This window comes from Pantoea sp. GL120224-02 (genome assembly GCF_900215395.1).
Taxonomy (GTDB): domain Bacteria; phylum Pseudomonadota; class Gammaproteobacteria; order Enterobacterales; family Enterobacteriaceae; genus Pantoea; species Pantoea communis.
This window is the reverse complement of record NZ_OBEC01000008.1, coordinates 107,169-132,559: the sequence shown is the minus strand read 5'-3', so window position 1 is coordinate 132,559 and position 25,391 is coordinate 107,169. Positions and strand designations below refer to the sequence as shown.

Below are 25,391 nucleotides of genomic sequence, written 5' to 3'. Positions count from 1 at the left end.
ACACTTCACATTCATAGCATTCACTATAATGTATAGCACAGGCTATACTTCTCAGGGGATGACTATGTTGATCAGGCACGTTGTATCGGTTGTGATGCTTACGCTCGCGATGAGCACTTCGGCATTTGCTGCCGACAAACTCAAAGTGGTCACTACTTTCACGGTGATCGCAGACATGGCAAAGAACGTCGCAGGTGATGCCGCCGACGTGACATCCATCACCAAGCCCGGTGCGGAGATCCATGAATACCAACCAACCCCCGGCGATATTCGTCGCGCGCAGGGCGCCGATTTAATCCTGATAAACGGTTTTAACCTGGAGTTGTGGTTTAGCCGCTTCTACCAGCGCCTGAAAGGCGTGCCGGAAGTTACGGTGACCGAAGGCATTGAGCCCTTAGGCATCACCGAAGGCCCTTACAACGGCAAACCCAACCCGCATGCCTGGATGTCACCAGACAATGCGCTGATTTACGTCGATAACATCCGTAAAGCACTGCAAAAATACGATCCTGCCAATGCCGCCGTTTATCAGGCCAATGCGGATCGCTATAAAACGCAAATCCAGCAAACCCTGGCGCCGATGCGCGCGGAGATTGAAAAACTGCCGGAAAACCAGCGCTGGCTGGTGACCAGTGAGGGCGCATTTTCCTATCTGGCGCGTGATTTGGGACTTAAAGAGCTTTACCTGTGGCCGATCAATGCCGATCAGCAGGGCACGCCGCAACAGGTGCGCAAAGTGATCGATGCAGTCAGAACTCAAAATATTCCGACCATCTTTAGCGAAAGCACCATCTCCGCCAAGCCGGCCCAACAGGTGGCGCGTGAAGCGGGTATTCACTACGGCGGCGTGCTGTATGTTGACTCTCTCAGCAACAGTGACGGGCCGGTTCCGACCTACCTTGATCTGCTGCGCGTGACCACTGATACCGTGGTGAAAGGCATCACCGCCGGGAGCCAAAAATGACCTTAAACGTGCAGGATGTTAGCGTCACCTACCGCAACGGTCACACTGCGCTGCGTCAGGCATCTTTCTCCGTGCCAGCGGGCAGCATCGCCGCGCTGGTGGGCGTCAACGGCTCCGGGAAATCCACACTGTTTAAGGCGATTATGGGCTTCGTGCCGCTTTCGACGGGTCAGGTCACGCTGGCAGAGATGCCCGCGAAGCGTGCGCTGAAACACAATATCGTCTCCTATGTGCCACAGTCGGAAGAAGTGGACTGGAGCTTCCCGGTGCTGGTGGAAGATGTGGTGATGATGGGCCGCTACGGCTATATGAACATGCTGCGTATCCCGCGTGCGGAGGACAAACGCCGCGTGGATGAGGCGCTGGCACGCGTTGGGATGAGTGATTACCGCCATCGTCAGATTGGTGAACTCTCCGGCGGGCAGAAAAAACGTGTCTTCCTGGCACGTGCGCTGGCGCAGAGTGGGCAAATCATCCTGCTGGATGAGCCTTTCACCGGCGTCGATGTCAAAACTGAAGCGGCGATCATCGCCCTGTTGCAGGAGCTGCGCGATGAGGGCCGCACCATGCTGGTCTCCACGCACGACCTCAACACCATTCCTGATTACTGCGACCGCTGCGTGCTGGTGAAAAACACCGTACTAGCCAGCGGCGAGCTGCGCGACACCTTTACCGCCGCCAATCTGGCACGCACCTTTGACGGTGAGGTACAGCAGCGCAATGCCGCACTGTTGCAGAAGATAGCCGCGCAACCGGGGGCGGATCATGTCGTGGATTATTGAGCCGTTTGGCTATCAATACATGCTGAATGCGATGTGGATCGCCGCGCTGGTCGGGGCGATTTGCGCGTTTCTTTCCTGCTTTCTGATGCTGAAAGGCTGGTCGCTGATTGGTGATGCGCTGTCACATTCGATAGTGCCGGGCGTAGCTGGCGCGTACATGCTGGGGTTGCCCTTCTCGCTTGGAGCCTTTCTCTCCGGCGGACTGGCGGCGGGCAGCATGCTGTTCCTTAACCAGCGCACGCGCCTGAAAGAGGATGCGATCATCGGACTGATCTTCTCCTCCTTCTTCGGCATCGGGCTCTTTCTGGTGTCGCTCAATCCGACGTCGGTCAATATTCAAACCATCGTACTGGGCAACATTCTCGCCGTGGCACCCGCTGATATCTGGCAGCTCGGCACCATCGGCGTGGTGACGCTGACGTTGTTGCTGCTGAAGTGGAAAGATTTGATGGTGACGTTCTTCGACGAAAGCCACGCGCGCTCGCTTGGACTGAATACCACCGGCTTAAAGATCCTGTTCTTTACCCTGCTCGCCGCCTCCACCGTTGCCGCGTTGCAAACCGTTGGCGCCTTTATGGTGATTTGTCTGGTGGTGACACCGGGCGCCACCGCTTATCTGCTCACCGACCGCTTCCCGCGTTTGTTGATGATTGCCGTGGCTATCGGCAGCATCACTAGCTTCCTTGGCGCGTGGAGCAGCTATTTCCTTGATGGTGCCACTGGCGGCGTGATCGTGGTGGCACAGACTCTGGTGTTCCTTTTGGCGTTTGTGTTTGCGCCTAAACATGGCGTGCTGGCGGCCCGGCGACGCGCTCGTCTGGCGCAGGAGATCAACCTCAATGATTGAAATACTGCTGAGTCCTTTCGAATTCGAATTTATGAATATGGCGCTGATCATCACGCTGATTTTGTCGCTGCCGTGCGCCATGCTGTCCGCATTTTTAGTGTTAAAAGGCTGGTCACTGCTCGGCGATGCCATGAGTCACGCGGTATTTCCCGGCGTGGTGCTGGCGTGGTGGATCGGCCTTCCTTTCGCGATTGGCGCTTTTATCGCAGGCATGCTGTGTGCACTCGCCACCGGTTTTATCAGCCAGAATAGCCGCATCAAGCCTGATACCGTGATGGGCATTGTGTTTTCGGGGATGTTTGGTGCCGGACTGGTGCTCTACCTAAAACTGAAACCGGAAGTCCATCTCGACCACATTCTGTTCGGCGATATGCTGGGTATTGGCTGGGCGGATATCGCACAAACCGCCGCCATTGCGCTGCTGGTGGTGCTGGTGCTAAGTGTGAAATGGCGCGATTTGTTGCTGCATGCCTTTGACCCACAACAGGCGCGCGCCTGTGGCATCAACACTAATGTGATGCATTACGGGCTGCTGTGTTTGATTGCGCTGACCATCGTTGCCGCGCTGAAATCGGTGGGAGTGATTTTGTCTATCGCCATGCTGATCGCGCCAGGAGCGATCGCACTGCTATTGGCGCGGCGATTCTTACAGGTCATGCTGCTGGCGGCGCTGATTGCCATCCTGACTGGATTTTGCGGAGTGTACGCGTCCTTCTTCCTCGATAGCGCGCCGGGCCCCACCATCGTGGTGCTGTATAGCCTGTTATTTGTGGTGACGTTTGAGAGTGTGAGCTGGCGCGAGAGAGCGAATGGTCGCGGCTTAGCGGCTATCAAATAAAGTGATTCCGGGCCGCAAATTTCAAGATTGGGCCATAAATTTAATTTATTGGGCCGATAATGAGTGAAATGGGCTGTAAAATATTTATAATGGACCGTAAATGTTTAGTGTGGGCCATAAATATCGATATCATGGATCATTAACGTTCAATATGGGCCACAAATCTACCTGGTCTTAAGCTTTCAGCGAGTGCAAAGCACGGGCCAGGTAGATTTCTGATTTATGGATTTTAAGCTAATCCCAGAGGCATACGATTTTGATCCAGCCAACCTCCCCAGATGATCTTTCAAACCTTCAACACCAAATTCTCTCAACTATCGCAAGTGCCGAGTCTTCGCTTAGTTCCGGTGACCTCGCGGGCCGTCTTGGTGTGGGTCGTTCTACGATCAAACGGCATATCGAGGTTTTGCTTGGTCAAAGCAAAATTACCCGGCACGGCGTAGGACGGGGGACTCGGTATACCGCGCTGGCGCCCTTGAACAAGCTACCCCAATACGGTTCATCGGTGACGGAGAAGACCCCTGAATATCATTCCTCCTCCCTCACTACAGCTCAATCATTGCATCAGTATCTAAACTTACCCCTGTCAGTAAGGGATATTTCCGGGTATGACCGAAGCTTCGTGGACAATTATATTCCGAACGAAACGTTCCTCCTGCCCCAGACGCTAGCCCTGGCCTTGATGAATGAAGGCAAAATGGCAGGGCAACAGCCCGCAGGTACCTACGCGCGAAAAGTTCTGGAGCAATTGCTCATTGATTTGTCCTGGTCATCTTCTCAACTTGAAGGAAACCGATATTCATTGCTGGCCACCGAAGAACTGTTCAAAGGTGGCGCGGCATCAAATGATTTAGATGCCGTCATGCTGCTTAATCATAAACAGGCAATAGAGTTTTTGGTCGATGCAGTCCCTGAATCTGGATTAACTGGGCCGGTAATCAGCAACTTACATGCTTTATTGATGCATGATTTATTGTCAAATTCTGACGAGTTGGGAGCGATCAGACGCAAAATCGTGAATATTTCGGGAACGACCTACACTCCACTACAGGCACCGTTCCTGTTACAAGAAATGTTCGACATCATTATCAAAAAATCACGGCTGATTAATAATCCTGTGGAGTCAGCCTTTTTCCTGTGGGTCAATATCGCTTATCTGCAACCCTTTGAAGACGGGAATAAAAGAACCAGCAGGCTGGCCGCAAATATTCCACTCATGATCTACAATAGTGCTCCACTCTCCTTTCTTGATGCTGATGTCACAAGCTATGCCTACGCAATGATGGGAATCTATGAAAAACGTGACGTGACTTTAGCCGTTGAGTTGTTCGAACATTTATATCGTCGTTCAATCAAACGCTATGCCGTCACACTGGAAGCCATGGGCGTTCCGGATCCGTTTAGACTTCGTCACAGAGAAGATTTAAACACCACTATTCGCTTAATCGTTGCAGAGGGTCAGAATATTGACTCTGCGATGCAGGTAATTGATCTTGCTCCTGAAGACAGAGCGCGATTCATGCAGCTTTTACAGAACGAGTTACGCATATTGAGTACGTTAAATTGTGCCCGGTATCGCCTATCAATATCGTTAACGGAGCAGTGGATTCGTCAGGGTCGGCCAGGTAAGTTGTGAGGCCGACTTGCAATGTTCACACCCGTTTTTGACTAACCCGCGTCACGACTTAACGCTATAGTGGCACCCCTGATTTACGACGTGAAACCGGCATGAAACTCACCCTCGACAATGATCTCACCATCCGCAAGCTGCTGATTTTCAGCTGCTACATGGAAACGGAAAACCTCGCCAGAGCGGCAGAAACGCTGGGGATCAGCACCGTGAGCGTGCATCGTGCGCTGCACACGTTGGAAGAGAGTTTGCGTTGTCCGCTGTTTGAACATAAAGGCCGCAACCTGGTGGCACTGCCCGCCGCTACGACGCTGCTGGAATACAGCCGGGAAGCGCTGGCCACGCTGAGTCAGGGCATTGATGAAACACGACGCACTGCAGGTATCGGTCTGGGGCATCTGCGTGTGGGCACCTTATATTCTCTGTCGCTGGAAACCGTGCCGCGTCTGATCATGAAAATGAAACTGCGCCGCCCCGAGTTAGAACTCAACCTCACCATGGGTTCTAATGATTTGCTGCTGCGCGCGCTGAAAGACAATCAGCTGGATGCGATTATCATTTCTGTCAGCGAAGCCGAGATTGATGAAAAGATTTTTGAGCAGGTCGCGCTGTTCCAGGATGACATCTTCCTCGCCGTGCCAGCGGGTGGCGATGATAAAAGCGAGGAAGATATCGATCTGCGCAGCTACAGTGACAAACCCTTTGTCTCGCTAGCCGAAGGTTTTGCCACCTTTGCCGGTTTTCAGGAAGCCTGCCACGTGGCCGGTTTTGAACCCAACATCGTCACGCGCGTGAATGACATCTTCTCGATGCTGAGTCTGGTGCAGGCCGGCATGGGCTATTCGCTGGTGCCGGGCAGGATGCGTAAGCAGTATGAAAACGATCTGCGTTTTCTCCGCTTAGCCGAGCCGTATCAAATGCGGCAGCAGATCGCTATCGTGTTTCCGCGCAACCGCGAACACGATCCGAACCTGCTGGCCCTGGTGGCTGAAGGGCGTATGTTCGCCCTGAGTTTGCAGGAAAAAGTTCAGCGCGCCAGCCGCTGAAACAGACGCAGCGCCAGTTCAGCACCGCTGCGCTCAAGGGCAATACATTCGCCCTGACACTGCACGCTGCGCGTTAAGCCCGTCAGCACTTCACCGGGCGGCATCTCAATCACCAGACGCACTTCGCGTTCTTTCGCCGCCACCATCGCGTCATGCCAGCGCACGCTGCGCGCCATGTTCATCGCCAGATCGTCAGCAATCCGTTCCGGCTGCCAGAGAACGCGGGCGCTGCTGCCGCTGAGATAAGCGAATTGTGGACGTTGCAACCTGACCTTATCGATAGCGGCTTTGAGTTGCTGCGCGGGGCTATCTAGTAGTGCACAGTGTGAAGGCACGCTGATCGCCAGCCGCTGCGCTCGCTGTGCCCCCTGCGCCAGCGCCTGCTGCGCCACTGCCGCCATGGCACTGTCACTACCCGCTATCACAATCTGTGTTTCAGCATTGATGTTGGCGATAAAACTGGTTTGCCCATCCACCAGCGCTTCGACTTGTGCCAGCGTCATACCACTGATCGCCGTCAAACCATAGCCCTGCGGATACGCCTGCTCCATGAGTTCACCGCGCAGCGCCACAAGGTGCAGAGCATCGGCAAAATCTATAACCCCTGCGATCACCGCCGCAGGATACGCACCAATTGACAGGCCACACACCATATCGGGCTGTAATCCGCGGGATATCAGCTGGCGTGCCGCCGACACGCCCGTAATCAGCAGCGCCAGTTGTACCGCGCGCGTATGTTGCAGTGCGGTAGCCGAATCGAGCTGCAACAGGTCATCACCCAGTACCTGATGCGCCACCTGCCAGGTCTTATCGCGTGGCAGCGACTGCAACATGGCAGGCCGTTGCGTGCCTTGTCCCGGAAAAGTGAACAGCGTTTTCATTCGATTTCCTCCGTCCAGGGAAGATGTGTCAGACGGGGACCGCGCGCGGTTTTTAACAACACGCGCCCCTCACGCAGCCACTCATTAAGCGCGAACGCCCCCACCGGCGTTTCTATCTGGGTATCTACACGACAGGGTAAACGTGCAAGTTGCTGCTGCCAGGCCTTATATTTCTCCGCCTGCAACGGCAACGGTGCGCGAATTAACAGGTCGAGATCGCTCGTGGCATGCAGCACCGGCAACCCGGTCGCCAGAGCGAATCCCGTGCTGCCGGTCACGCCCCACGACCATGACCAGCGCTGCTGATGCAGTTGCATCACTGCCTCAACCGTGGGTAATGCGCGAAACTTAGAATCGCTTGCATGCGCCAGTAGCCCCTCCGGTGTATCAATCCGCAGCACATCCTGCTCCCGCACCCATCCCGCCGCCCGTTGATGGCGTGCACTGCCACGCACGCCAATCGGAATGCGATCCTGCCGCATCACATCACGCCGCACCACGACCGGCTGCTGAGCGTTCCACTGTTGCGCCACCCAGCTTTCCTTAATGTCGAGCAGCGTGGTATCAGCGTGCAGCCAGAGCAGATCGTGTGGGCGGATATTCATGATTACATTCCTGAAGTTAGGCTAATAAACAGCGGCAGTGACACAATCGACAGCAGCGAACTCAGTAACAGTACCGCTTCGGCATCCGGTGACTGCACACCAAAGCGATTACCAAATACCACACCAAAGAAACCGGCTGACAGCGCAATCATCAGAATCGCGGTGATCGCCACGGTGCCGTGCAAACCAAACAACATCACAATGCCCCACGCCAGTAACGGTTGGATCAGCAGTTTGGTCACTGTCGAGCTGATCACCATGCTGTTGATTTTCAGCTGACGTGCCGAGAGGATCACCCCGGTCAGGAACAGTGCGGCGGCGGTGGCAGCCAGACCGAGCGGTTTAATCGCGGCCAGCACCAAATCCGGCATTTTGATGCCAATGGCTGACAGCACCACGCCCAATAGCGGTCCCAGCACAATCGGTTTTTTCACCGAACGCCACATCAACACCGGCAGCATCGCCAGCGTTGAACGCTGTGTTTCCCCGGCGGTACGCGCTTTTTCACGTTCGAGAATCAGCAGGCAGAAGGGGGTCATCAGCACTGAACCGCAGGCAATGGAGACGGCAACAGAGAGCGATGTCGCCGAACCTTCTCCTACCACGCTGCCAAGGATGGGCAAACCTAGCGCTGCGTAATTAGGCAACGCAACAGTCAGCGTCAATACAGCCGCATCCTGTGGCGACTTTTTGAAGATTTTAGTGGCAACAAAATAGAGCACCGCGTAGGCCACCCACATCGCCAGCGTCAGCACCACAATCAGCGGCATCTGCGCCACAATCCCGCTCCACGGCGTTTGTACCGTGGCGCTAAACAACGCGGCGGGCAGCGCAAAATCCATCACAAAAATATTGAGCAAAGAGACGTTCTTGTTATCAACCATTTTGGCTTTGCCGGCCCAGAATCCGAGCAACATGATAATGAAGATCGGAGCCAGAGCATGCAGAATCACGTAAGTCATAAATCACCTGTTTGTTATTAAAAGAGTGAGTACTGACGCGATGGTGTTGAATTTATCAGTTGCCGCAGAGGCCGGACGCCGCGTGCGTCCGGCATACTGACAGCCGGCAGGTTGATTTAATGCTTTTTATTATTAGGGTATTACCAACTGGCGCGCAGACGTTCGCGCACCAGTGCCGAGCTTTGACGATTCGGTGCCGCCAGGCGCGAACCTCGACCCGGCACACGGCGCGTATCGTCAATCGCTTCCGCCAGCGTGGCTTTAACACGCGTGATCTCTTCGGCCGTCGGCGCATCCGGATGGGTGATGTCCAGCAGAGATGACAACAGGCCGAGCGTGGCGTAATTACCGATGTCATAGGCCATCGGCGGTACGCTGGCAGCAAGTTTCTCCAGCGCTTCCACGGTACGCAGGGTGATACGCGCCGCCGAGGCTTTACCCATGGCGTGCACCTGCACGGCCGGGTCGTTAAACGCGATCAGTCGATTGGCCTGATAACCGTGCGCCAGAAACGCGCCGGACATTGCCTTACCCACGATCAGCCCAATCACCGGATGCCCGGCCAGACGCGCTTGTGCATAAGCGCCCGTAGCGCCCGCCAGTGCCTGATGAATACCAAAGCCCTCTTCACGGCGGCCATAAGCCTGACTTGGCACATCAATCACCGCAATGATGGGTCGCTTCACTGCGTTTGCGGCGTCTTCCGCAATGGTCTCTTGCACCACTTTTGCCAGCGTCCAGCCTTCCAGCAAACCGACTTCGCCTTGCGCAGCGCGTGGATAGCGATTGTGCGCATCCGGAACGACAGCAATGAAACGAGCGGTTTCGCCATTAAGTTCGGCATCCGCGACCTGCACGGACGGGCAAAGCCCTGTGTGGCTGGCAGCGCCGCCGGTTAACTGGCTGAGCCACAGCTCACCCCGACTGTTGTGTGCGCTCATGATTTCACCTCCGTATGGAAGACCTGATGAATGGTGGCTGTGCTGGCCTGTTGAGCGGTATCGAAATGGCTTAAACGCTCAAGATAAAATGCATAGTTTTCACTGCGATGCTGTGCCGGAACCCCTTGCGCCAACGCTGCATCCACTGCCGTTTTCATCGCCTGGACACCGTCTGACACCAGCGCATCGACCAGCCCGCTTTGATAGCGAATCTCGCCACCGGTCATGCTCCAGATAAATGGGCGGTCACGCGAGTCATACTCATCAATGCCCGCTTCCTGCTCAATCACCTGCGGGCCATTCAATCCCAGACGTGCTTCACGCGTCACAATCAAATGGCTGCACAGCGCGGCGGCAATCGACATTCCGCCAAAGCAGCCAACGGTCCCGGCAACAATGCCAATCACCGGTGTGTATTGACGCAGATCGACGATGGCGGCGTGAATATACGCAATCGCCGCCAGCCCCAAATTGGCCTCCTGCAACCGCACACCACCGGTTTCCAGACACAATATGGCTTGCGTCGGAATGCCGTTGCGGTTGTCTTCAGCCGCCAGCTCCAGTGCACCCGCCATTTTTGCGCCGGAGACTTCCCCCATGCTGCCGCCCTGGAAGGTGCCTTCAATGGCAATTACCACGGTGGGATTGCCGTTAAGCGTGCCTTTCATCACCACCATGCCGTCATCGGCTTGTGGCACAATGCCCTGTTTCTCCAGCCAGGGAGACATCACGCCTTCGAACGGATCGAGCAGTTCGCGCGCACTGCCGCTGTCCAGCAATGCCAGCGCACGCTGACGGGCGCGTAATTCGATAAAGCTGCTGTCATCACGCATGGTTCACCTCCTCAAACACCTGTTCGATGCGAATACGCGCAACGCCCGGCGTGGCACCAAAATCGTGGATCACCAGTTGGCCCGCCGGTAGCTCAGTCAGTTCCGCCAGGCGGCTGAACAACGCATCCCAACGCGCTTTGCTGTTATCCACCGAGGTGGTGATCGCCACGCTGAGCAAGGCGCTGTTATCCGCGCGGTACAGCACTTCCATATCACCCGATCCCACTACGCCCGCCAGCGCATTTCCGCTAAACGTGCGACGTGCCGGGTAAGACAACGTTATCTTTTCCATAGCAACCTCTTAATCAATGAGTGGCGATGCTGACGCGATCGATAAACAGCGTGGCGGCGAGTAAATCAGCCGCGCCGCCGGGAGACGCATTCAGCGCCAGCATCGCGCTATCCAGTTGTTGTAAAGCCTGACGACCCGCTATGTGCGCAGTACCACCCGCCTGTAACACCGCGTGCGCACCACGTTGTAAGGTCAGCAAACCGTTCATGCCTGAGCGGTTGAGCACGCAGGTGTCACTGAGCGAGGTAAGAATCGCCATCAACGCATCAAGCCGCGCCTCGGTTTCATCGGCCCCGGCTTCTCGACTGCGCTGCAACTGCGGCAATGCCAGCTGCGTGATATGCGGAAAGCCCTGTTGCGCTTCTTCACGTGCGCCCGGCACCTGAAAGCGATGCACGGCACGTAACCCTTTACTGAAGGTTTTGGGTGCGTGGCGATCCGGTAAACAAGCCAGTTCAGCGGCACGCGTGCAGAGTTGATCGCTGCTTGCCTCACCGCCGCGCATCGCCGCCGCGCTGACCAGCAAACCCAATGCCCAGATCGCGCCACGATGGGTATTCACCCCGTCGGTGGCAGCCATCATCTGACGCTCCCCTTCGCGACCAAGGCGGCCCACGGTTTCGCGCAGTGCGATATCCGCTGGACGCTGCCAGCACTGTTGCGCCAGCGCATAAAAGGTCGGGGTCAGGCTGCGGGCAGAACGCTCCATCAGCGCCAGCGAGAGATCCTGATGTGCGCCGCTGCCGCGACGATCCACCAGCCCCGGCTTGGGCGTCAGGTTCACTTCTTCGATCAGGCAATCGGTGGCGTGCTGTGCCAGTTGATGCAGGTGGCTTTCAACCGATTGCGGCGCAAGTCGTTTCATTACCAGCTCCGGAATTTTGCCGGTGGGTTGTAGAGGCCATCCGACCACTCGACCAGATCGGCAACGCTACCGGCCGCCAGCAGCGAACGCGTGGCATCAGATCGGCGAATCCCAAGATCTTCCGGGAACACCACTTTGCCGCTACGACGCAGTTCAGCGACGCGTTTGGCATCCACGCCCAGACCGATATCGGTAATTCCGGCCACCGCCGCCACCATCGCCCGACGCTCTTCGAGATCCTGCGCGCGATACAGATAGGCAATACCTTCTTCGGTCAGCACATGCGTGACGTCATCGCCATAGATCATTACCGGCGCCAGCGGCATTCCAGAGTTTTTCGCCACTTCAATGGCATCGAGTTTTTCTACGAAGGTCGGCTTCACGCCTGTCTGGAAGGTTTCCACCATCTGCACCACCAGCTTGCGACCACGTTCCATGGCATCTTCGCCATTTTTCATTGCCAGCCAGGCGGCAGTGGCATGACGACGACCGTGCGGATCGTGGCCCATATTTGGCGCACCACCGAAGCCAGAAAGGCGACCGCGCGTAACCGTTGAGGAATTTGCCAGGCCATCGATTTGCAGCGTTGAGCCGATAAACATATCGACGGCATACTGACCTGCCAGCTGGCACATGGCGCGGTTAGAGCGCATCGAACCATCGGCCCCGGTGAAAAAGATATCCGGGCGCGCGCGGATGTACTCTTCCATCCCCAGTTCACCACCGAAGCAGTGCACACTCTCGACCCAGCCGCTTTCGATGGCGGGAATTAAGGTGGGGTGCGGGTTCAGCGTCCAGTGTTTACAAATTTTGCCTTTCAGACCGAGTTGCTCACCGTAGGTTGGCAGCAGCAATTCGATGGCGGCAGTGTTGAAACCAATGCCATGATTGAGCGATTGCACCTGATGTTTGGCGTAGATGCCTTTGATCGCCATCATCGCCATCAGGATGTGTTCCTGTTTGATCAGACGCGGGTCGCGGGTAAACAGCGGTTCGATAAAGAAGGGTTTGTCAGCTACTACTACGTAGTCGATCCACGAACCAGGAATATCCACGCGCGGCAGATCACACTCGTCGTCCACCAGTTCGTTAACCTGCGCGATCACAATCCCGTCGTGGAAAGCAGCCGCTTCGACCAGTGCTGGCGTGTCTTCGGTACTTGGCCCGGTGTAGAGATTGCCTTTACGGTCAGCTTTGTATCCGGCGATCAGCGCGACATTCGGTGCGAGGTCTACGTAGAGGCGAGAGTAGAGTTCGATGTAGGTATGAATCGCGCCGATTTCCAGCTGATCGTCTTCCAGTAGCTGCGAAATACGCAGACTTTGCGTGCCGGAAAAGGAGAAATCGAGCTTGCGGGCGATGCCTTTTTCAAAGATGTCGAGGTGTTCACTGCGACCCACGCTCGGCATGATCATATGCAGATTGTGCACCTTTTTCGGGTTAACCTCGGCCAACATACGTGAGAGGAAATCGGCCTGTTTTTGGTTATTGCCTTCCAGTACGACGCGGTCGCCAGGCGAGATTAATTTTTCCAGCATCTCAACCATTTGATCGGTGGGTAATACTTTGCCCTGCACCGGCAACGACGCCTGTCGCCGTTGTTTCTCGGTACGGCGCGTATTCCACACCCGCGCCGTTTGTTGTCCTGATGACATGACTAACCTCCTGAATGAGCGAATCGCTCGATTACGTCAACGCAGGAAAGTGTGGTCTTAAGCGGTGATGCCATCAATCAACCTGAAGGTGGGATCGTTAGCCTGAGAGTAATGATTGAGATGATGGAAATTTGCGGTTGGTCAACGATTGATGGGGAGAATTGTGTACCGCTGCTTTGGGAGGAGTAAGGGGTTGAGATGTGAATAATGTCAGGTAGCTGTGTGCGGCCCTAAGGCCACCCACACTCAATGACTGCCGTAATCCACTTAGTTACAACGGCTTATGTGCCGTCTCTTTTGCCTTCCACACGGCAAACAGCGTGATCAACAATGCCAGCGTGACATACAGCGACACCCACAGCGTGCTGCCCATTTCTTTATACAGCGTAGTAATAATCAACGGCGCAAACCCTCCACCGACAATACCTGCCAGCGTGTAAGCCAGTGATGACCCGGCATAGCGAACGTGGCTGGGAAACTGTTCCGTAACGAATGCGGCTTGTGGTCCATACATGATTGCATGGATCAGCAGCCCCCCTATCACCGCCAGCACAATCAGCACCGGCTGCGTGCTGTCTAACAACACGAAGAACACGAAAGACCAGACGATAGCTAATACAGCACCCGTGATGTAAACCGGTCGGCGTCCCCATTTATCTGATAGCGCGCCGAACATTGGGACGGTGATCGCATTCCCTATTGCGCCCAACATCGTGGCCATCAAGGCCAGCGGGCGTGGCAACTGTAATACGGTGGTGACGTACGTCAGGGTAAATACCACCACCAGCGCGTACAGCACATCGGAACCGATACGCGATCCCCCCGCAATCAGCAACTGTTTCGGATAGTTGACAAACACCTCTTTCAGTGGCGTATGCGTCGTTTTTTCCGCAGCCTGCATCGCGACAAAGGTCGGTGTCTCTTCCACCCCACGGCGCAGCCACAATCCAAATAGCACCAGCAACAGACTCAGCAGGAATGGAATGCGCCAGCCCCATGCCTGAAACTGATCGCCGCTCATCATCACCGTCACCAGGGTGATAAACCCGGTGCCAATCAAGGTTCCGCAGGAAGGCCCCACCTGTGCAAAAGATGCATTACGCCCACGTTTATCAGCATCACCGTGCTCCATCGACAGTAAAACGGCACCCGCCCATTCACCGCCCAGGGCAATGCCCTGCACAAAACGCAGCGCGACCAACAGCACCGGACTCCAGATGCCCCACACCGCATAGCCTGGCAGCAAGCCCATTAAGGCGGTGGTGACGCCCATGATCACCAGCGTGATGATCAACACGGCTTTGCGCCCTGCGACATCCCCCAGATGACCAAACACAAAACCGCCCAGCGGACGTGAAATGTAACCTACCGCATAGGTCGAAAACGCCAGAATGGTGCCAACCAGCGGATCAAAACTGGGGAAGAACACATGGTTAAACACCAGTGCCGCCATAATGTTGTAGACGGTGAAGTCGTACCATTCCAGCGCGGTGCCGATGGAACTGGCAGCGGCCAGGCGCCCGGTTTTCGAAGCCGTGCGCTTATCACGCACCGTCTGCTGCAATGAAGAGTCTGTATTAGCCATGTGCCAACTCCTGTTTAGTTAACTGCCAGCTAAAGGCATAGCGTTGAACATCGCCGGTCATCAATTCCGCCGCGTGTGCGGCCAACTGGTCACAGCTTGATGCGTCACTGCAGTGAATCAGTAGCATCGGTAGCATCTGCCGCTGTCCTTTACTCTCCATCGGCAACGGAGAACTGAGCGCCACATCCGGGGTCAGTAAACTGGAGGCAACATAGCCCGGGGTATGGCTAATTTGCTGCTGCCACGCAGTCAACACGCTGGCATCCAGCGCTTTCAGCGTCACCACCGCCAGATGGCTGCCGGTCCCTTTGCCATGCTTATGGGTGATCGCGCTGACCCGACGCATTGGATTAACCATCTTTTGCAGATTTTTCACTGACCATTCGGTCTGGCGAGTGAAGGCTGCGTGATAATCCGCACTGGTAAAGGCTTCCAGCGCCTCGGTTTCATACAGGCCAAGATATTTGCGCTCGGCATGGATAGCCTGATAGCGCGTTCCGCTTAAGAAGCCACAAATCGCGACGCGCTCTTCTACATGTTCATGGTCATACCATTGGTTGAAGTCCGCTTCGTCTTCAGCGCCAATGTTAGTGGCGACAAACAGCATGCCGTGGGATTGAGTCATCATCAGGATCTCCAGTTGAGGGCAGTTTCCACGGCGAGCGACCAGCTGATTAAGCGGGCGTCATCACCATGAACAGAAGCAAGGCTTAGGCCAACCGGCGCACTACCGGTTTGATGGCAGGGTAAAGAGAGTGCACAGCCGTCCAGCATGTTGATTACGCTGGTGTTACGCAGCATCAGCGCGTTGACCTCCATGTACTGCTGCGCATCCTCCAGAGAAGCGAGGGTCGGTGCGATACGCGGAACGGTGGGCATGAGTAAGGCGTCAAAGTCTGCCAGCGCGCTACTAATGCGGTGCTGCCACGCTTTGCGCTGTTGATGAAGTTCACGGGCATCTTGCTCCGTCAGCAAACTGCCGCGCTGCACACGCGCTAACACTTGAGGATCGTAAGCTTCGGGTTGCGCCAGTGCGGATTGTTGATGCCATTGCCATGCCTCGTAAGCGGTAATGCCGCCACGCGCATTCATACTGTTCAACTCATCAAGCTCTTCAAGCGGCAGTGCAACCAGGGTGGCACCGGCCTGTTCCAGTGCTTCGATGGCATTTTTCCAGGCTTGCGCAACGTCTTCGTCGAGTCCCTCCAGCACACGGGTCTGCGGGATAGCGAAACGAGCACTGCGTAACTCCACCTGCTGGAGTTCAAGCGGCTGTTCCGCGATGACGCTGTCCAGCAGCCAGCAGCTGCGCACGTCATGGGCAATCACGCCGATGCTGTCGAGCGAGGCAGAGAGCGGTAACGTACCCGCCTGATTGATGCGATTCGCGGTGGGTTTAAAGCCGGTCAAGCCGCACAGCGCAGCAGGAATACGCACCGATCCACCGGTGTCAGTACCGATAGCGCCCAGGCACATGCCGTCTGCCACGGCGACAGCTGCACCAGAAGAAGAACCGCCCGGAATGCGTTTGTCTTCGCGACGCCACGGATTAGCCGGTGTGCCGTAATGCGGATTGATACCCAGCCCGGAAAAGGCAAATTCGGTCATGTTGGTTTTACCGATAATCGCCGCCCCAGCCTGATGTAAGCGATCGACCACGTGGGCATTCGCTGCTGCCGGTTCTGCATTCAGGAGTAAATGTGAACCCGCCGTGGTTGGCTCGCCTTGCACATCAAAGAGATCTTTGATGCTGACAGGCAGCCCATCAATAGCACTGAAGGCTTGCTGTGTTTGCCAGCGCGCACTCGCTGCTGTTGACTGTTGAGCGGCCTGGGTGGCATAGCGGGTGGTGAAAGCAAGATCCCCCTCTTTTGACGGATCCTGCGCTGCGCGCAATGCCGATTCAGTAAAAGCTTCAGGAGACGCATTACCTGCCTGAAGCTGCTGACTTGCTTGCCAGAGTGTGGTCATTAGCATGCTCCTTAAACGACCACTGGCAGCGCGCCAGTGCAGTAAGCGTGTTCAAGCGTGCGATTCAGGCGCGGGTCGTGCAACGCCATGCGAAATTCGCTGGAAGGTCGAATACCGCCAATCGCACCCAGCGTGCCGCAGGACATTGCCAATCCTTCTTGTGCGGTGTTGCCGTTCAGATAGCGGGCCAGTAGATCTTGCGGCGTGAGTAATGAGGCCAGCGTGCCCTGCTGATAAACCACCCATTCGCCCTGCTCTTTTATCCACGAGGTCAGCTCCAGCGTATCCCAGTGCTCAACCACCTCGCTCATGCGCCAGGCTTTGCTGGCAACCGGTTTAATGCAGGCCTGTTTGGAAAGGGCAACGCTGAAGGTTTCCAGATAACGATCGGTGTGATCTGAAGTGAGGGAGACCCACCATTCGCCCCGATGGAAAAACACAAAGGGCTCAGCTTCCCCGGAGGTTTCATCGCCGACCACTTCCAGCAGTGGCTGTTGGCTCAGTTGATTGGTCGCAACGCGGTAAAACAACGGTACTGCACCGGGAGCGGGCACACCCAGAGCCTCAAGCTCCCTGATATGGTGCAAAACCGCATCACTATCGCGTCCGGCCCAACCCGCAATAATGAAATGGGAAACCTCGACATCGAGCGTGCTAGCGGCTTTATCGCCGGTTGTGAACTGAAGGTGCATGTGATGATCTCCATTTGAAAAATCACTGTGAAATTTCACTGTGTTTTCAAACTAGCGATTTTCATGCCAGATTTTTGTGTAATATGTCTCATTGGCAAAAAAAGGAACGTCGTGATGAGTGAGTCAGTTACTGAAAATGTGAACCCAGCCAGCCGGGAAAAGAGCCTCTCTTTGAATGAACAGGCTTATCTGGCGTTCAGGCACAAGCTCATCACGCTTCGCTACAAACCAGGGGAGTATTTAAATACCGCTCAGGTGATGGATGATTTGGCAATGGGTCGGACGCCGATCAATCAAGCGATTCATCGGCTGGCCACCGAGGGGCTGTTGCAGATCATCCCGCGCAAAGGCGTGATGGTGGCACCTTTGTCGATAGATGATGCACTGGAGTTAATTGAGGTGAGATTGGTCAATGAAACCCTGTGTGTTGAGCTAGCCAGTCAGAAAGTTATTGATTCACACATTCAACAGCTGCGCGAACTGAACCAGCAAATCGCCAGAGCGAGCGAATCACGTAGTCGCGAGGAAATGATGTTGCTGGATCGCGAATTTCATCAGGTGCTGGCCGATATCGCCGGAAACAGTCGGCTGTCAGATATTCTGAGTGTGATTCATGCGCAGGCACAGCGCTTTTGGGCGACAACGTTGTCCAATGTTGTCCATATGGATGAAGTCATTGCGGAGCATAATGAGATTATTGAGGCGCTGAAGTCTGGCGATAAGCAACGCGCGGCCGATGCGGCCCGTGCTCATATTTTCTCGTTTAAGCGCGCCCTGCTTTCGACTTGATGTCTACCGCCGTTCTCCACCCTGCCGCTTATATCTTGTAGGAAACCAAGCAACCGGATTGCGGCGGCTGGGCGCTGACAGAAAATATTTCTACTGTAGCTTCAACCATGTTTGAAGTTTTTAAAGAGCGGCAGGAGAAGCAGTCACTCGAGATATTGGTTGGATCGATGCTGCCCAAGGCCCCTGCCTCACCACACCTGATGAAAGAAGCGGCCATGCTGTTGCAAGCACGTAAAGCCGTGTTGGAAAGTGGGAACTGGTTAACCGCCGCTGACGTCTCGCAGTTAGCCGGTTTGAGTACTACCAATCCCAGTGCTCAACCGAACAAATGGAAAAAAAGCGGCCAGATATTTGCGATTCACCACAATGGCATTGATTACTTCCCGGATTACGGTCTGGATCGCAATACGCAATTTCGACCATTGAAAGCGCTCTCTGATGTGCTGAAGATATTCGCAGATCATAAAGATGGTTGGGGAATAGCGTTCTGGTTCTTGTCAGTGAACAGCTTTCTTGGTGGTCAACGCCCACAGGATATGTTGGCTAAACACTCAGAGCGGGTGATTGAAGCCGCAAGGGACGAAATCGAAGGGGTTGGACATGGATAAACGGCCAGAGCAAATGAAGGCTCAGCCCCTCTGCATTAATAATTCATTGACGTTGGTAAATGACATTTAGTTCGATAATACAGTTATTGACCTGGATATAAGAAATACGAGGCTGATAGATACCGGTCAATAACAGCGCCGGATTTCGTTAAATTAAATAACCCTGCAATTAAAATAGCTACATATCGCTTATTAGTCTTATTAGTCTTATTATTTTATTCTGATTCTTAAATGTGTTCTGATGATGTTATTGCCACTCCCATGGATTGAGCAACATAACGCCTAGTCCTTCAAAGTCCCTGGTATTTCGCGTAACTACAGTCATATCATGACGAAAGGCAGCGGCCGCGATCATTGCATCATTCGCGGAACGTTGGTCGGGTACATGGAGGCTCGCACAATAAATGGCAGTTTCGGCATCAAAAGGCAGTACACGGCCTGAAAACTCACGTAATACCACTGATGCAAACCATTCGCGCAGCATTTCTCCCTGACGCACATCCTTTCGCAACACCTGAAGGATGCCTTTTTCGATCTCCATAATCGTAATCGCTGATATGAACATATCACCCGCATCTACCGTATCCGTCCAGTTGGATACTTGTGGATCAATTTTGGGCGTCCTTGCCTTACGCATTTCCGAAATGACATTGGTATCAAGCAAATATCTCATGAAAAATCCACATCCCTGAAGTCTATGTCCACTCGTTGAGGATCAAAATCGATATCAGCGACACCGGGCATAGCAAGTGCATCCTGGATATTGCGTCGTGTACCCGTTAGCTTTTTATATTCCTCAAACGTCATCAATACGTGGGCTGGTTCTCCGCGATCAGTGATGTATACAGGGCCTTCCTCCGCCAGTTTTTTCGCAGCTGATACCTGCTGATTGAACGAACGGCTCGAAATTGTTGAGATACCCATAACAGCCTCCTGAGAATGTAGAAACATAACTACATGATACGTCAGCTGCACAATATTTCAACACCATGCTGAAAATAAGCATGTTTCAAGGGTACTGGAAATCTAGCTGATTGAAGTTCAAGAAAAATAAGAATAGCGGTGATAAATTAGCAGCGGCGTTTTCACATCCTCCGGCAAGCGCTCACTCAGCGGCTTTTCAAATATCGCCAGGCACTGCTCGATCTCGCGCCGCATGTCATGCCCCAGCACCATATCCATGGTCCCTTTCTCCAGCAGCAAGCGACTCGATTCACTCAACTCATGCCCGGCGAAGATCACCTGATCCTGTACACCAAATGCCTCTAACGCTTTAGCTACGCCTTCGTTGCCGCCCGCCGTGTTGTAAATTCCGGCCAGCGGTTTGCCCTCTTCCAGCCACTTTTTCACGCTGTGCCAGGCGGTTGCGGCTTCGTCGTTAATGTTGACGCGGTCGCGAATCGTCAGCCACGGGAAAGCCTCTCGCAGCACGCGACGAAAGCCGATCTCGCGCTCCTCCTGGGTGCGATAGGTCGAACTGCAAATCAGCAGAATATTGCTTGGTTGCTGCGGCGGCAGCATGCGGCCCATAAACCAACCGGCAGTCGCGCCTGAAGCGGTCTGATCGATACCCACATAAGCAGTACGCCGCGAATTGGGCAGATCGCTGGTGAGGCAAATCACCTGCACACCATCATCAATGGCGGCTTTAACCGCACGGTTGATCTTCACGTCATCGCGACACACCAGAATAATGCCGCTGGCTTCAGTAGCGCGGCGTTCAATCAGCTTGCTAAAGCGGTCAGCGTGGAATTGCGCACTCGGCAACGTATCCAGTGTGATGTGAAGTTGCGGACGCTCGCGCATTACCGCGCGTGCATGAAACTCAAGCTGCGCGACAAAGCTGGTGCCGGATTCACACACAATCGCGATACGCTTTGCCGCTCCGCGAGGGTCTTCTGTGCCACTCAGTCCTAACCGCACCATGGCATTTTCAACTTTCTTGCGCGTCACCTCGCGCACGCCTTGCCGGCCATTGAGCACACGGTCAACGGTGGCAGGACTGACGCCCGCTTCCTGCGCGATGGCTTTAATGGATGGCGATTTCCAGTTTTGCAGCGTCATGATATTTCCTGATGTCCTTCACCTCATGGATAAAACAGTAGCTTGATAAGACACTGATAATCAAATTGTTATAACTCCATGAATCCAGTGAACAATCATATATTTGAGGTCATTCACCTCAAATTTTCATGTGATCGGCCTCATCCTTTTAGCATCCGTTTCAGGCTTTGCTTTGACTTAAAACTTCACCAATACGCTTAATAGCGCCATCACCTGTCGCCCTCATAGGAATTAAAAAATGCTCAATGTTGCTCTCTTAGGTGCTGGCCGTATTGGACAGATCCACGCTGGGAATATCGCCGCGCATCCGCAATGTCGTCTGGCGTATGTGATGGATGTCTACGCCCCTGCTGCTAATGTGCTGGCAGAGAAATACGGTGCCAAATTGGCAGATCTCGACACCATTCTGGCGGACAGTTCGGTTGATCTGGTGGCGATTTGCAGCGCCACTAACACCCATGCAGATTTGATTGAAGCCGCCGCGCGCGCCAAAAAAGCCATCTTCTGTGAGAAGCCGGTGGATTTAAGTTTGCAGCGCGTGCAGAGCTGTTTAGCCACGGTGCGTGAGGCAGGCGTGCCATTGATGGTTGGTTTTAACCGTCGCTTCGACCCCAGCATGGCGCATTTGCAGGCGTGTCTGCGTGATGGTGAGATTGGTGAAACCGAACTGGTGACCATCAGCTCACGCGATCCGGGTGCACCACCTGCCGAGTACGTTAAAGTCTCTGGCGGCCTGTTCCGTGATATGACCATTCATGATTTCGACATGGCGCGCTGGTTGTTAAATGAAGAGCCGGTATCGGTATATGCCAGTGCAGCGGCGCTGGTTGATCCCGAGATTAAAGCGCTGGGCGATGTCGATACCGCCGTTGTCACCCTCACCTGTGCCAGCGGCAAGATGGCGGTGATCACCAACAGCCGTCGTGCCAGCTACGGCTACGATCAGCGTATTGAAGTGCACGGCAGCGAAGGGATGTTGCAGGTAACGAATCAGCTGGAATCACAGCTGGTGAAATCCGTGGCAAACGGGGTGGTGGCGCAGAAGCCGCAGCACTTCTTCCTGCAGCGTTATGCCGATGCTTACCGCAATGAACTGGCGACCCTCATTGAGGCGCTGGCAAAAGGCGAAGGCCAGTACCCCGGCGGGAATGATGGGTTGCAGGCGCTATTACTGGCGGATGCAGCGCTCGAGTCATTGAAAACCGGCAAGCCGGTATCGCCGCAGTCGCTACTATAAGACGGTGCTGATAAGGGGCGAACTCTGGTCCGTCCCTTAAACCATTACCCATAAAGATGGAAGCTTGATTGAAAGCTCACTGAAGCTTAAGTAAACCGGTCAGCGCGACATAGGCAGCATTGTGTTGCTCATTCATGCCGACGTTAAGCAAGCAAAACGCATAGGCTTCAGGGCGTCCGTTAAGACGCCCTGGCTTGTTTTAACGCTGTGGATGATTCACTTCCAGCGGACGCAGGTCAAACAACAGCACTTCTGCGTTATCGCCTTGAGCTAAGTGCAATGCGCTCTCATTACGCACTCGCGCACCGTCACCCTCTTTGAACTTCACGCCGTTCACTTCGATGCTGCCGCGCGCCACATGAATATAGGCGTAGCGATCGGCATCCAGTGCGAAGGTCTGCTGCTCGGCACCATCAAAGAAACCGGCATAGATGCGGATATCCTGACGTACGCTCAGGCTGCCCTCTTGCCCTTCCGGCGAAATAATCAAACGCAGTTGCCCGCGTTTCTCGCTCTCTGGCACGGAGATCTGCTGATAGCCCGGCTGGGTGTTGCGCTCGCCCGGTACAATCCAGATTTGCAGGAAGTGCACGTTGTCGCTTTTCGAGTGGTTGAACTCGCTGTGCGTCACACCGCTACCCGCGCTCATCAACTGCACATCACCGGGGACGATCACCGAACCGGTGCCCATTGAATCTTTATGCTCCAGCGCGCCGTCCAGCACATAGGAGATGATCTCCATATTGTTGTGTGGATGCGCACCAAAGCCACGACCCGGTGCGACACGGTCGTCATTGATTACCAGCAGATCGGAGAAGCCGATCTGTTTAGGATCCCAGTAATTCGCGAAGGAAAAAGTGTGATGTGAATTCAGCCAACCGTGGTCACCCACTCCGCGTTGTTCTGACAGACGTTGTTCAATCATGGTTTGCTCCTCAAATGTGCGGTGGAAAGACGCTTGCCCTTCCGAATGAGGATAAGTATACGTAAACTAATTTGCCCAACAATGCGCTAACCTGACAATGACTGTCACCGAAAAGTGGACAATATGCAGATAGAAGATCTTCGTATTTATGTCGCAGTAATTAAAGCCGGTAACTTCACCGCCGCCGCCGAACAGTTGATGCTGTCGAAGCAATACGTTAGCCGCCGTATTGCCGCGCTGGAGGAATCACTCGGTGCGCGTCTGCTGAATCGCAACACGCGTAAACTGTCGGTGACGGATAACGGCCAACTCTTTGCCCAACATGCGCTACGTATTCTCGATGATGTGCAGGAAGCCCAGCAGGCGGTATCTGGCCGGCAACAGGTGTTGCAAGGCAGCTTTCGTCTTAGTGTTCCGATGTCGTTTGGCATCAGCCATTTGTCACCGTATATCGCCGAGTTCCTCAGTCAGCACCCCGGATTGCAGTTCCAGGTGGAGTTGGCGGACCGCTACGTCGATATGGTCGGTGAAGGCTTTGATATGGCGATCCGTATTGGCACCCTGCCCGACTCAAGCTTGATCGCCAAACGTCTGGGCGTATTTCGCCGCGTGATCTGCGGCAGTCCGTCATACATTCAGGGCGCGGGCGCACCACGTGAACCGGAGGATCTGCTCAATCATGCTTGTTTGCGTTACGGGCGAGAAAGCCAGACCGGCTGGGAACTGTTTAACGGTGAACAACGCAAGGTGATGGCGGTGCAAGGCCCGATGGTGAGCAATAATGGCGAGATGCTGCGTGATGCGGCAGTGGCTGGATTGGGGCTGATTCTACTGCCGGAGTTTATCGTGGCACCGGCCTTAGCCAGCGGTGATTTGATGATCGTGCTGGATGAGTGGCAGCCTTCCTCACTTAACCTGAACGCGCTCTATCCACAGCATCGTCAGCGCAGCGAAGTGAATCGGGTATTTATGGCGTTTTTGCAGGAAAAGTTGGCAGGATAATGAAACGGGCGACCTGACGGCCGCCCGATAAGAATCAACTAGGCGCTTTCATGCGCAAACGTAATCGACTTTCTCCGTGCATCGCGCACCGCGATACCATGAATCAACAAGCCCAACACCGCCAGAATCGCACCGACCCAACCAGTGGACTGCCAGCCAAGGCCCGCAGAAATGGTCACGCCACCCAGCCATGCGCCGAGCGCATTCGCCAGGTTAAATGCCGAGTGATTCAACGCCGCCGCCATGGTTTGCGCATCGCCCGCCACATCCATTAAACGGATTTGCAGCACGCTCGCCAGCGCCACCATGGTACCGACCAGCATCACGTTGAGTGAACCGGCAAACGCATAGTGCGCGGTGAACACAAAAGCACTCAGCACCAGCACCGACCAGATCAGCACCATACGAATGGTTTTCTCCAGTCCACGATCCGCCAGACGACCACCCACCACGTTGCCGATAATCATGACGAGTCCAAACAGCGCCAGCACCACCGGAATCCAACTCACTGGCATTTGTGCCAGTTCGGTCAGCGTAGGTTTCACGTAGCTGAACACCGAGAACAAGCCGCCGCTGCCGATCGCACCAATCGCCAGCGTCAGCAACACCTGCTTGCGCGTCAGCGCCGAGAGTTCACGCAACGGACTGGCGGTTTTGTCACCCGCCACGTTCGGCACCCACATGCCCACCAGCACCATGGTCAACAGCGCTAATAGGCCCACAATGGCGAACGCTTCACGCCAGCCAAACACCTGTCCAATCGCGGTAACCGCAGGCACGCCAAGCAGATTGGCGATCGTCAGGCCAAATAGCACCATCGAAACGGCCTGAGCACGTTTTCTGCGCTCCACCAATCCAGCAGCGACCAATGCGGCGACACCAAAGAACGTGCCGTGCGGGAAACCGGCGAGGAAACGCGCCAGCAGCATTGAGTAGTAACCCGGTGCTACCGAGCTAAACAGGTTACCCGCGGCAAACAGGCCCATCAGCGTCATCAGGAAGTTACGACGTGAAGCGCGAGCACCGAGCACAGCCAACAGCGGTGCGCCGATCACCACGCCCAGCGCGTAGATACTGATCAGGTGGCCCGCCGTAGGGATAGAAACATTGAGGCCGGTGGCGGCATCGGGCAGCAGGCCCATGATGACGAATTCGCCGGTACCAATGGCAAAGCCACCGGTGCCGAGCGCAAACAGCGCTTTGAGCACACTGGCGCGTGGCAGCGATGCCTGCTCCGGCAGCTGATTAAGTTGAGGTTGTGCAGATGACATGGTTTTCCAGTAACGCAGGTGAAGAATCCAATCACAATCGTGGCGGCATTGAAGGCCACCATCGTTGAGACTGAAAGGATTTAGCGGAACATGATAACTGATTTAA

The 25,391-nt window shown here is 54.9% G+C and carries 27 protein-coding genes; 10 read left to right on the top strand and 17 right to left on the bottom strand.

Translation table 11 applies throughout. The features are described from left to right. The first annotated feature begins 94 nt into the window (after positions 1-94). From CRO33_RS16110 to CRO33_RS16085, 6 genes are all read left to right on the top strand, one after another. Entirely contained in the window at positions 95-964 is an 870-nt protein-coding gene (locus CRO33_RS16110) for a metal ABC transporter substrate-binding protein (RefSeq protein WP_441339544.1), read from the top strand. Continuing rightward, the gene (locus CRO33_RS16105) at positions 961-1,746 is read left to right on the top strand and encodes a manganese/iron ABC transporter ATP-binding protein (RefSeq protein ID WP_097118806.1); all 786 of its coding nucleotides are present in this window, start codon (positions 961-963) and stop codon (positions 1,744-1,746) included. Before CRO33_RS16110 ends, CRO33_RS16105 begins: the two co-directional genes overlap by 4 nt. Further along, positions 1,730-2,593: an iron/manganese ABC transporter permease subunit SitC gene (gene sitC, locus CRO33_RS16100; protein WP_097118805.1), complete on the top strand. Its 864-nt coding sequence runs from the start codon at positions 1,730-1,732 to the stop codon at positions 2,591-2,593. The genes CRO33_RS16105 and sitC overlap by 17 nt, the downstream gene beginning before the upstream one ends. Then, the gene (locus tag CRO33_RS16095) at positions 2,586-3,431 is read left to right on the top strand and encodes a metal ABC transporter permease (protein WP_097118804.1); all 846 of its coding nucleotides are present in this window, start codon (positions 2,586-2,588) and stop codon (positions 3,429-3,431) included. The genes sitC and CRO33_RS16095 overlap by 8 nt, the downstream gene beginning before the upstream one ends. Positions 3,432-3,687: 256 nt before the next feature. Next, the gene (locus CRO33_RS16090) at positions 3,688-5,067 is read left to right on the top strand and encodes a Fic family protein (protein WP_217992813.1); all 1,380 of its coding nucleotides are present in this window, start codon (positions 3,688-3,690) and stop codon (positions 5,065-5,067) included. Between the two features lie 92 nt (positions 5,068-5,159). Then, on the top strand, positions 5,160-6,107 hold the full coding sequence (locus tag CRO33_RS16085; RefSeq protein WP_097118803.1) for a LysR family transcriptional regulator: 948 nt from the start codon (positions 5,160-5,162) through the stop codon (positions 6,105-6,107). Here the strand turns inward: CRO33_RS16085 and mdcH are convergent. The 12 genes from mdcH to CRO33_RS16025 form a co-directional block, all read right to left on the bottom strand. Further along, positions 6,089-6,988, bottom strand: a complete 900-nt coding sequence (gene mdcH / locus CRO33_RS16080; RefSeq protein WP_097118802.1) for a malonate decarboxylase subunit epsilon — start codon at positions 6,986-6,988, stop codon at positions 6,089-6,091. The two genes, CRO33_RS16085 and mdcH, sit on opposite strands and share 19 nt — an antisense overlap. Continuing rightward, positions 6,985-7,593 (bottom strand): malonate decarboxylase holo-ACP synthase, encoded by a 609-nt coding sequence (locus tag CRO33_RS16075; RefSeq protein ID WP_097118801.1) that lies wholly within the window; start codon positions 7,591-7,593, stop codon positions 6,985-6,987. The genes mdcH and CRO33_RS16075 overlap by 4 nt, the downstream gene beginning before the upstream one ends. A gap of 2 nt (positions 7,594-7,595) precedes the next feature. Continuing rightward, positions 7,596-8,555 carry an AEC family transporter gene (locus CRO33_RS16070; RefSeq protein ID WP_058961684.1) on the bottom strand — a complete coding sequence of 320 codons (960 nt, stop codon included), beginning with the start codon at positions 8,553-8,555 and terminating at the stop codon, positions 7,596-7,598. 140 nt (positions 8,556-8,695) lie between these two features. After that, the gene (mdcE, locus tag CRO33_RS16065; RefSeq protein WP_097118800.1) at positions 8,696-9,496 is read right to left on the bottom strand and encodes a biotin-independent malonate decarboxylase subunit gamma; all 801 of its coding nucleotides are present in this window, start codon (positions 9,494-9,496) and stop codon (positions 8,696-8,698) included. Next, positions 9,493-10,329 carry a biotin-independent malonate decarboxylase subunit beta gene (locus CRO33_RS16060; RefSeq protein WP_097118799.1) on the bottom strand — a complete coding sequence of 279 codons (837 nt, stop codon included), beginning with the start codon at positions 10,327-10,329 and terminating at the stop codon, positions 9,493-9,495. The genes mdcE and CRO33_RS16060 overlap by 4 nt, the downstream gene beginning before the upstream one ends. Continuing rightward, complete coding sequence (gene mdcC / locus CRO33_RS16055) at positions 10,322-10,621, bottom strand: malonate decarboxylase acyl carrier protein (protein ID WP_097118798.1); 300 nt, start codon at positions 10,619-10,621, stop codon at positions 10,322-10,324. The genes CRO33_RS16060 and mdcC overlap by 8 nt, the downstream gene beginning before the upstream one ends. 13 nt (positions 10,622-10,634) lie before the next feature. Then, entirely contained in the window at positions 10,635-11,486 is an 852-nt protein-coding gene (locus CRO33_RS16050; protein WP_097118797.1) for a triphosphoribosyl-dephospho-CoA synthase, read from the bottom strand. Beyond that, positions 11,486-13,141, bottom strand: coding sequence for a malonate decarboxylase subunit alpha (gene mdcA / locus CRO33_RS16045; protein WP_097118796.1), 1,656 nt, complete (start codon positions 13,139-13,141; stop codon positions 11,486-11,488). Before mdcA ends, CRO33_RS16050 begins: the two co-directional genes overlap by 1 nt. A gap of 271 nt (positions 13,142-13,412) precedes the next feature. Then, a complete protein-coding gene (locus CRO33_RS16040; RefSeq protein WP_058961678.1) occupies positions 13,413-14,726 on the bottom strand; it encodes an MFS transporter in 1,314 nt (437 codons plus the stop codon). Continuing rightward, positions 14,719-15,354 (bottom strand): DUF4286 family protein, encoded by a 636-nt coding sequence (locus tag CRO33_RS16035; RefSeq protein WP_176505783.1) that lies wholly within the window; start codon positions 15,352-15,354, stop codon positions 14,719-14,721. The genes CRO33_RS16040 and CRO33_RS16035 overlap by 8 nt, the downstream gene beginning before the upstream one ends. Beyond that, positions 15,354-16,697 (bottom strand): amidase, encoded by a 1,344-nt coding sequence (locus tag CRO33_RS16030; protein WP_097118795.1) that lies wholly within the window; start codon positions 16,695-16,697, stop codon positions 15,354-15,356. The genes CRO33_RS16035 and CRO33_RS16030 overlap by 1 nt, the downstream gene beginning before the upstream one ends. Before the next feature lie 11 nt (positions 16,698-16,708). After that, positions 16,709-17,389 carry a DUF2848 domain-containing protein gene (locus tag CRO33_RS16025; protein ID WP_097118794.1) on the bottom strand — a complete coding sequence of 227 codons (681 nt, stop codon included), beginning with the start codon at positions 17,387-17,389 and terminating at the stop codon, positions 16,709-16,711. A 114-nt stretch (positions 17,390-17,503) separates the two neighbouring features. Between CRO33_RS16025 and CRO33_RS16020 the strand changes: the two genes are divergently transcribed. Further along, on the top strand, positions 17,504-18,178 hold the full coding sequence (locus tag CRO33_RS16020; protein WP_097118793.1) for a GntR family transcriptional regulator: 675 nt from the start codon (positions 17,504-17,506) through the stop codon (positions 18,176-18,178). 107 nt (positions 18,179-18,285) lie between these two features. After that, positions 18,286-18,786: a hypothetical protein gene (locus CRO33_RS16015; protein ID WP_217992812.1), complete on the top strand. Its 501-nt coding sequence runs from the start codon at positions 18,286-18,288 to the stop codon at positions 18,784-18,786. Positions 18,787-19,033: 247 nt separating this feature from the next. Here the strand turns inward: CRO33_RS16015 and CRO33_RS16010 are convergent, their stop codons facing one another. The 3 genes from CRO33_RS16010 to CRO33_RS16000 all read right to left on the bottom strand — a co-directional run bounded on the left by CRO33_RS16010 (position 19,034) and on the right by CRO33_RS16000 (position 20,850). After that, the gene (locus CRO33_RS16010) at positions 19,034-19,459 is read right to left on the bottom strand and encodes a type II toxin-antitoxin system VapC family toxin (RefSeq protein ID WP_097118791.1); all 426 of its coding nucleotides are present in this window, start codon (positions 19,457-19,459) and stop codon (positions 19,034-19,036) included. Then, positions 19,456-19,710, bottom strand: a complete 255-nt coding sequence (locus CRO33_RS16005; protein ID WP_034831240.1) for a type II toxin-antitoxin system Phd/YefM family antitoxin — start codon at positions 19,708-19,710, stop codon at positions 19,456-19,458. Before CRO33_RS16005 ends, CRO33_RS16010 begins: the two co-directional genes overlap by 4 nt. Before the next feature lie 117 nt (positions 19,711-19,827). After that, positions 19,828-20,850 (bottom strand): LacI family DNA-binding transcriptional regulator, encoded by a 1,023-nt coding sequence (locus CRO33_RS16000; protein WP_097118790.1) that lies wholly within the window; start codon positions 20,848-20,850, stop codon positions 19,828-19,830. Positions 20,851-21,088: 238 nt separating this feature from the next. Here CRO33_RS16000 and iolG point away from each other — a divergent pair, with 238 nt between their 5' ends. Next, on the top strand, positions 21,089-22,087 hold the full coding sequence (gene iolG / locus CRO33_RS15995) for an inositol 2-dehydrogenase (protein WP_097118789.1): 999 nt from the start codon (positions 21,089-21,091) through the stop codon (positions 22,085-22,087). Between the two features lie 199 nt (positions 22,088-22,286). On the opposite strand, the gene CRO33_RS15990 is transcribed toward iolG, so the two are convergent. After that, positions 22,287-23,012, bottom strand: a complete 726-nt coding sequence (locus CRO33_RS15990; protein WP_097118788.1) for a pirin family protein — start codon at positions 23,010-23,012, stop codon at positions 22,287-22,289. Between the two features lie 123 nt (positions 23,013-23,135). Here CRO33_RS15990 and CRO33_RS15985 point away from each other — a divergent pair, with 123 nt between their 5' ends. Further along, entirely contained in the window at positions 23,136-24,014 is an 879-nt protein-coding gene (locus tag CRO33_RS15985; protein ID WP_097118787.1) for a LysR family transcriptional regulator, read from the top strand. Between the two features lie 38 nt (positions 24,015-24,052). Here the strand turns inward: CRO33_RS15985 and CRO33_RS15980 are convergent, their stop codons facing one another. Continuing rightward, positions 24,053-25,285 (bottom strand): MFS transporter, encoded by a 1,233-nt coding sequence (locus CRO33_RS15980; RefSeq protein WP_097118786.1) that lies wholly within the window; start codon positions 25,283-25,285, stop codon positions 24,053-24,055. Positions 25,286-25,391 lie beyond the last annotated feature (106 nt).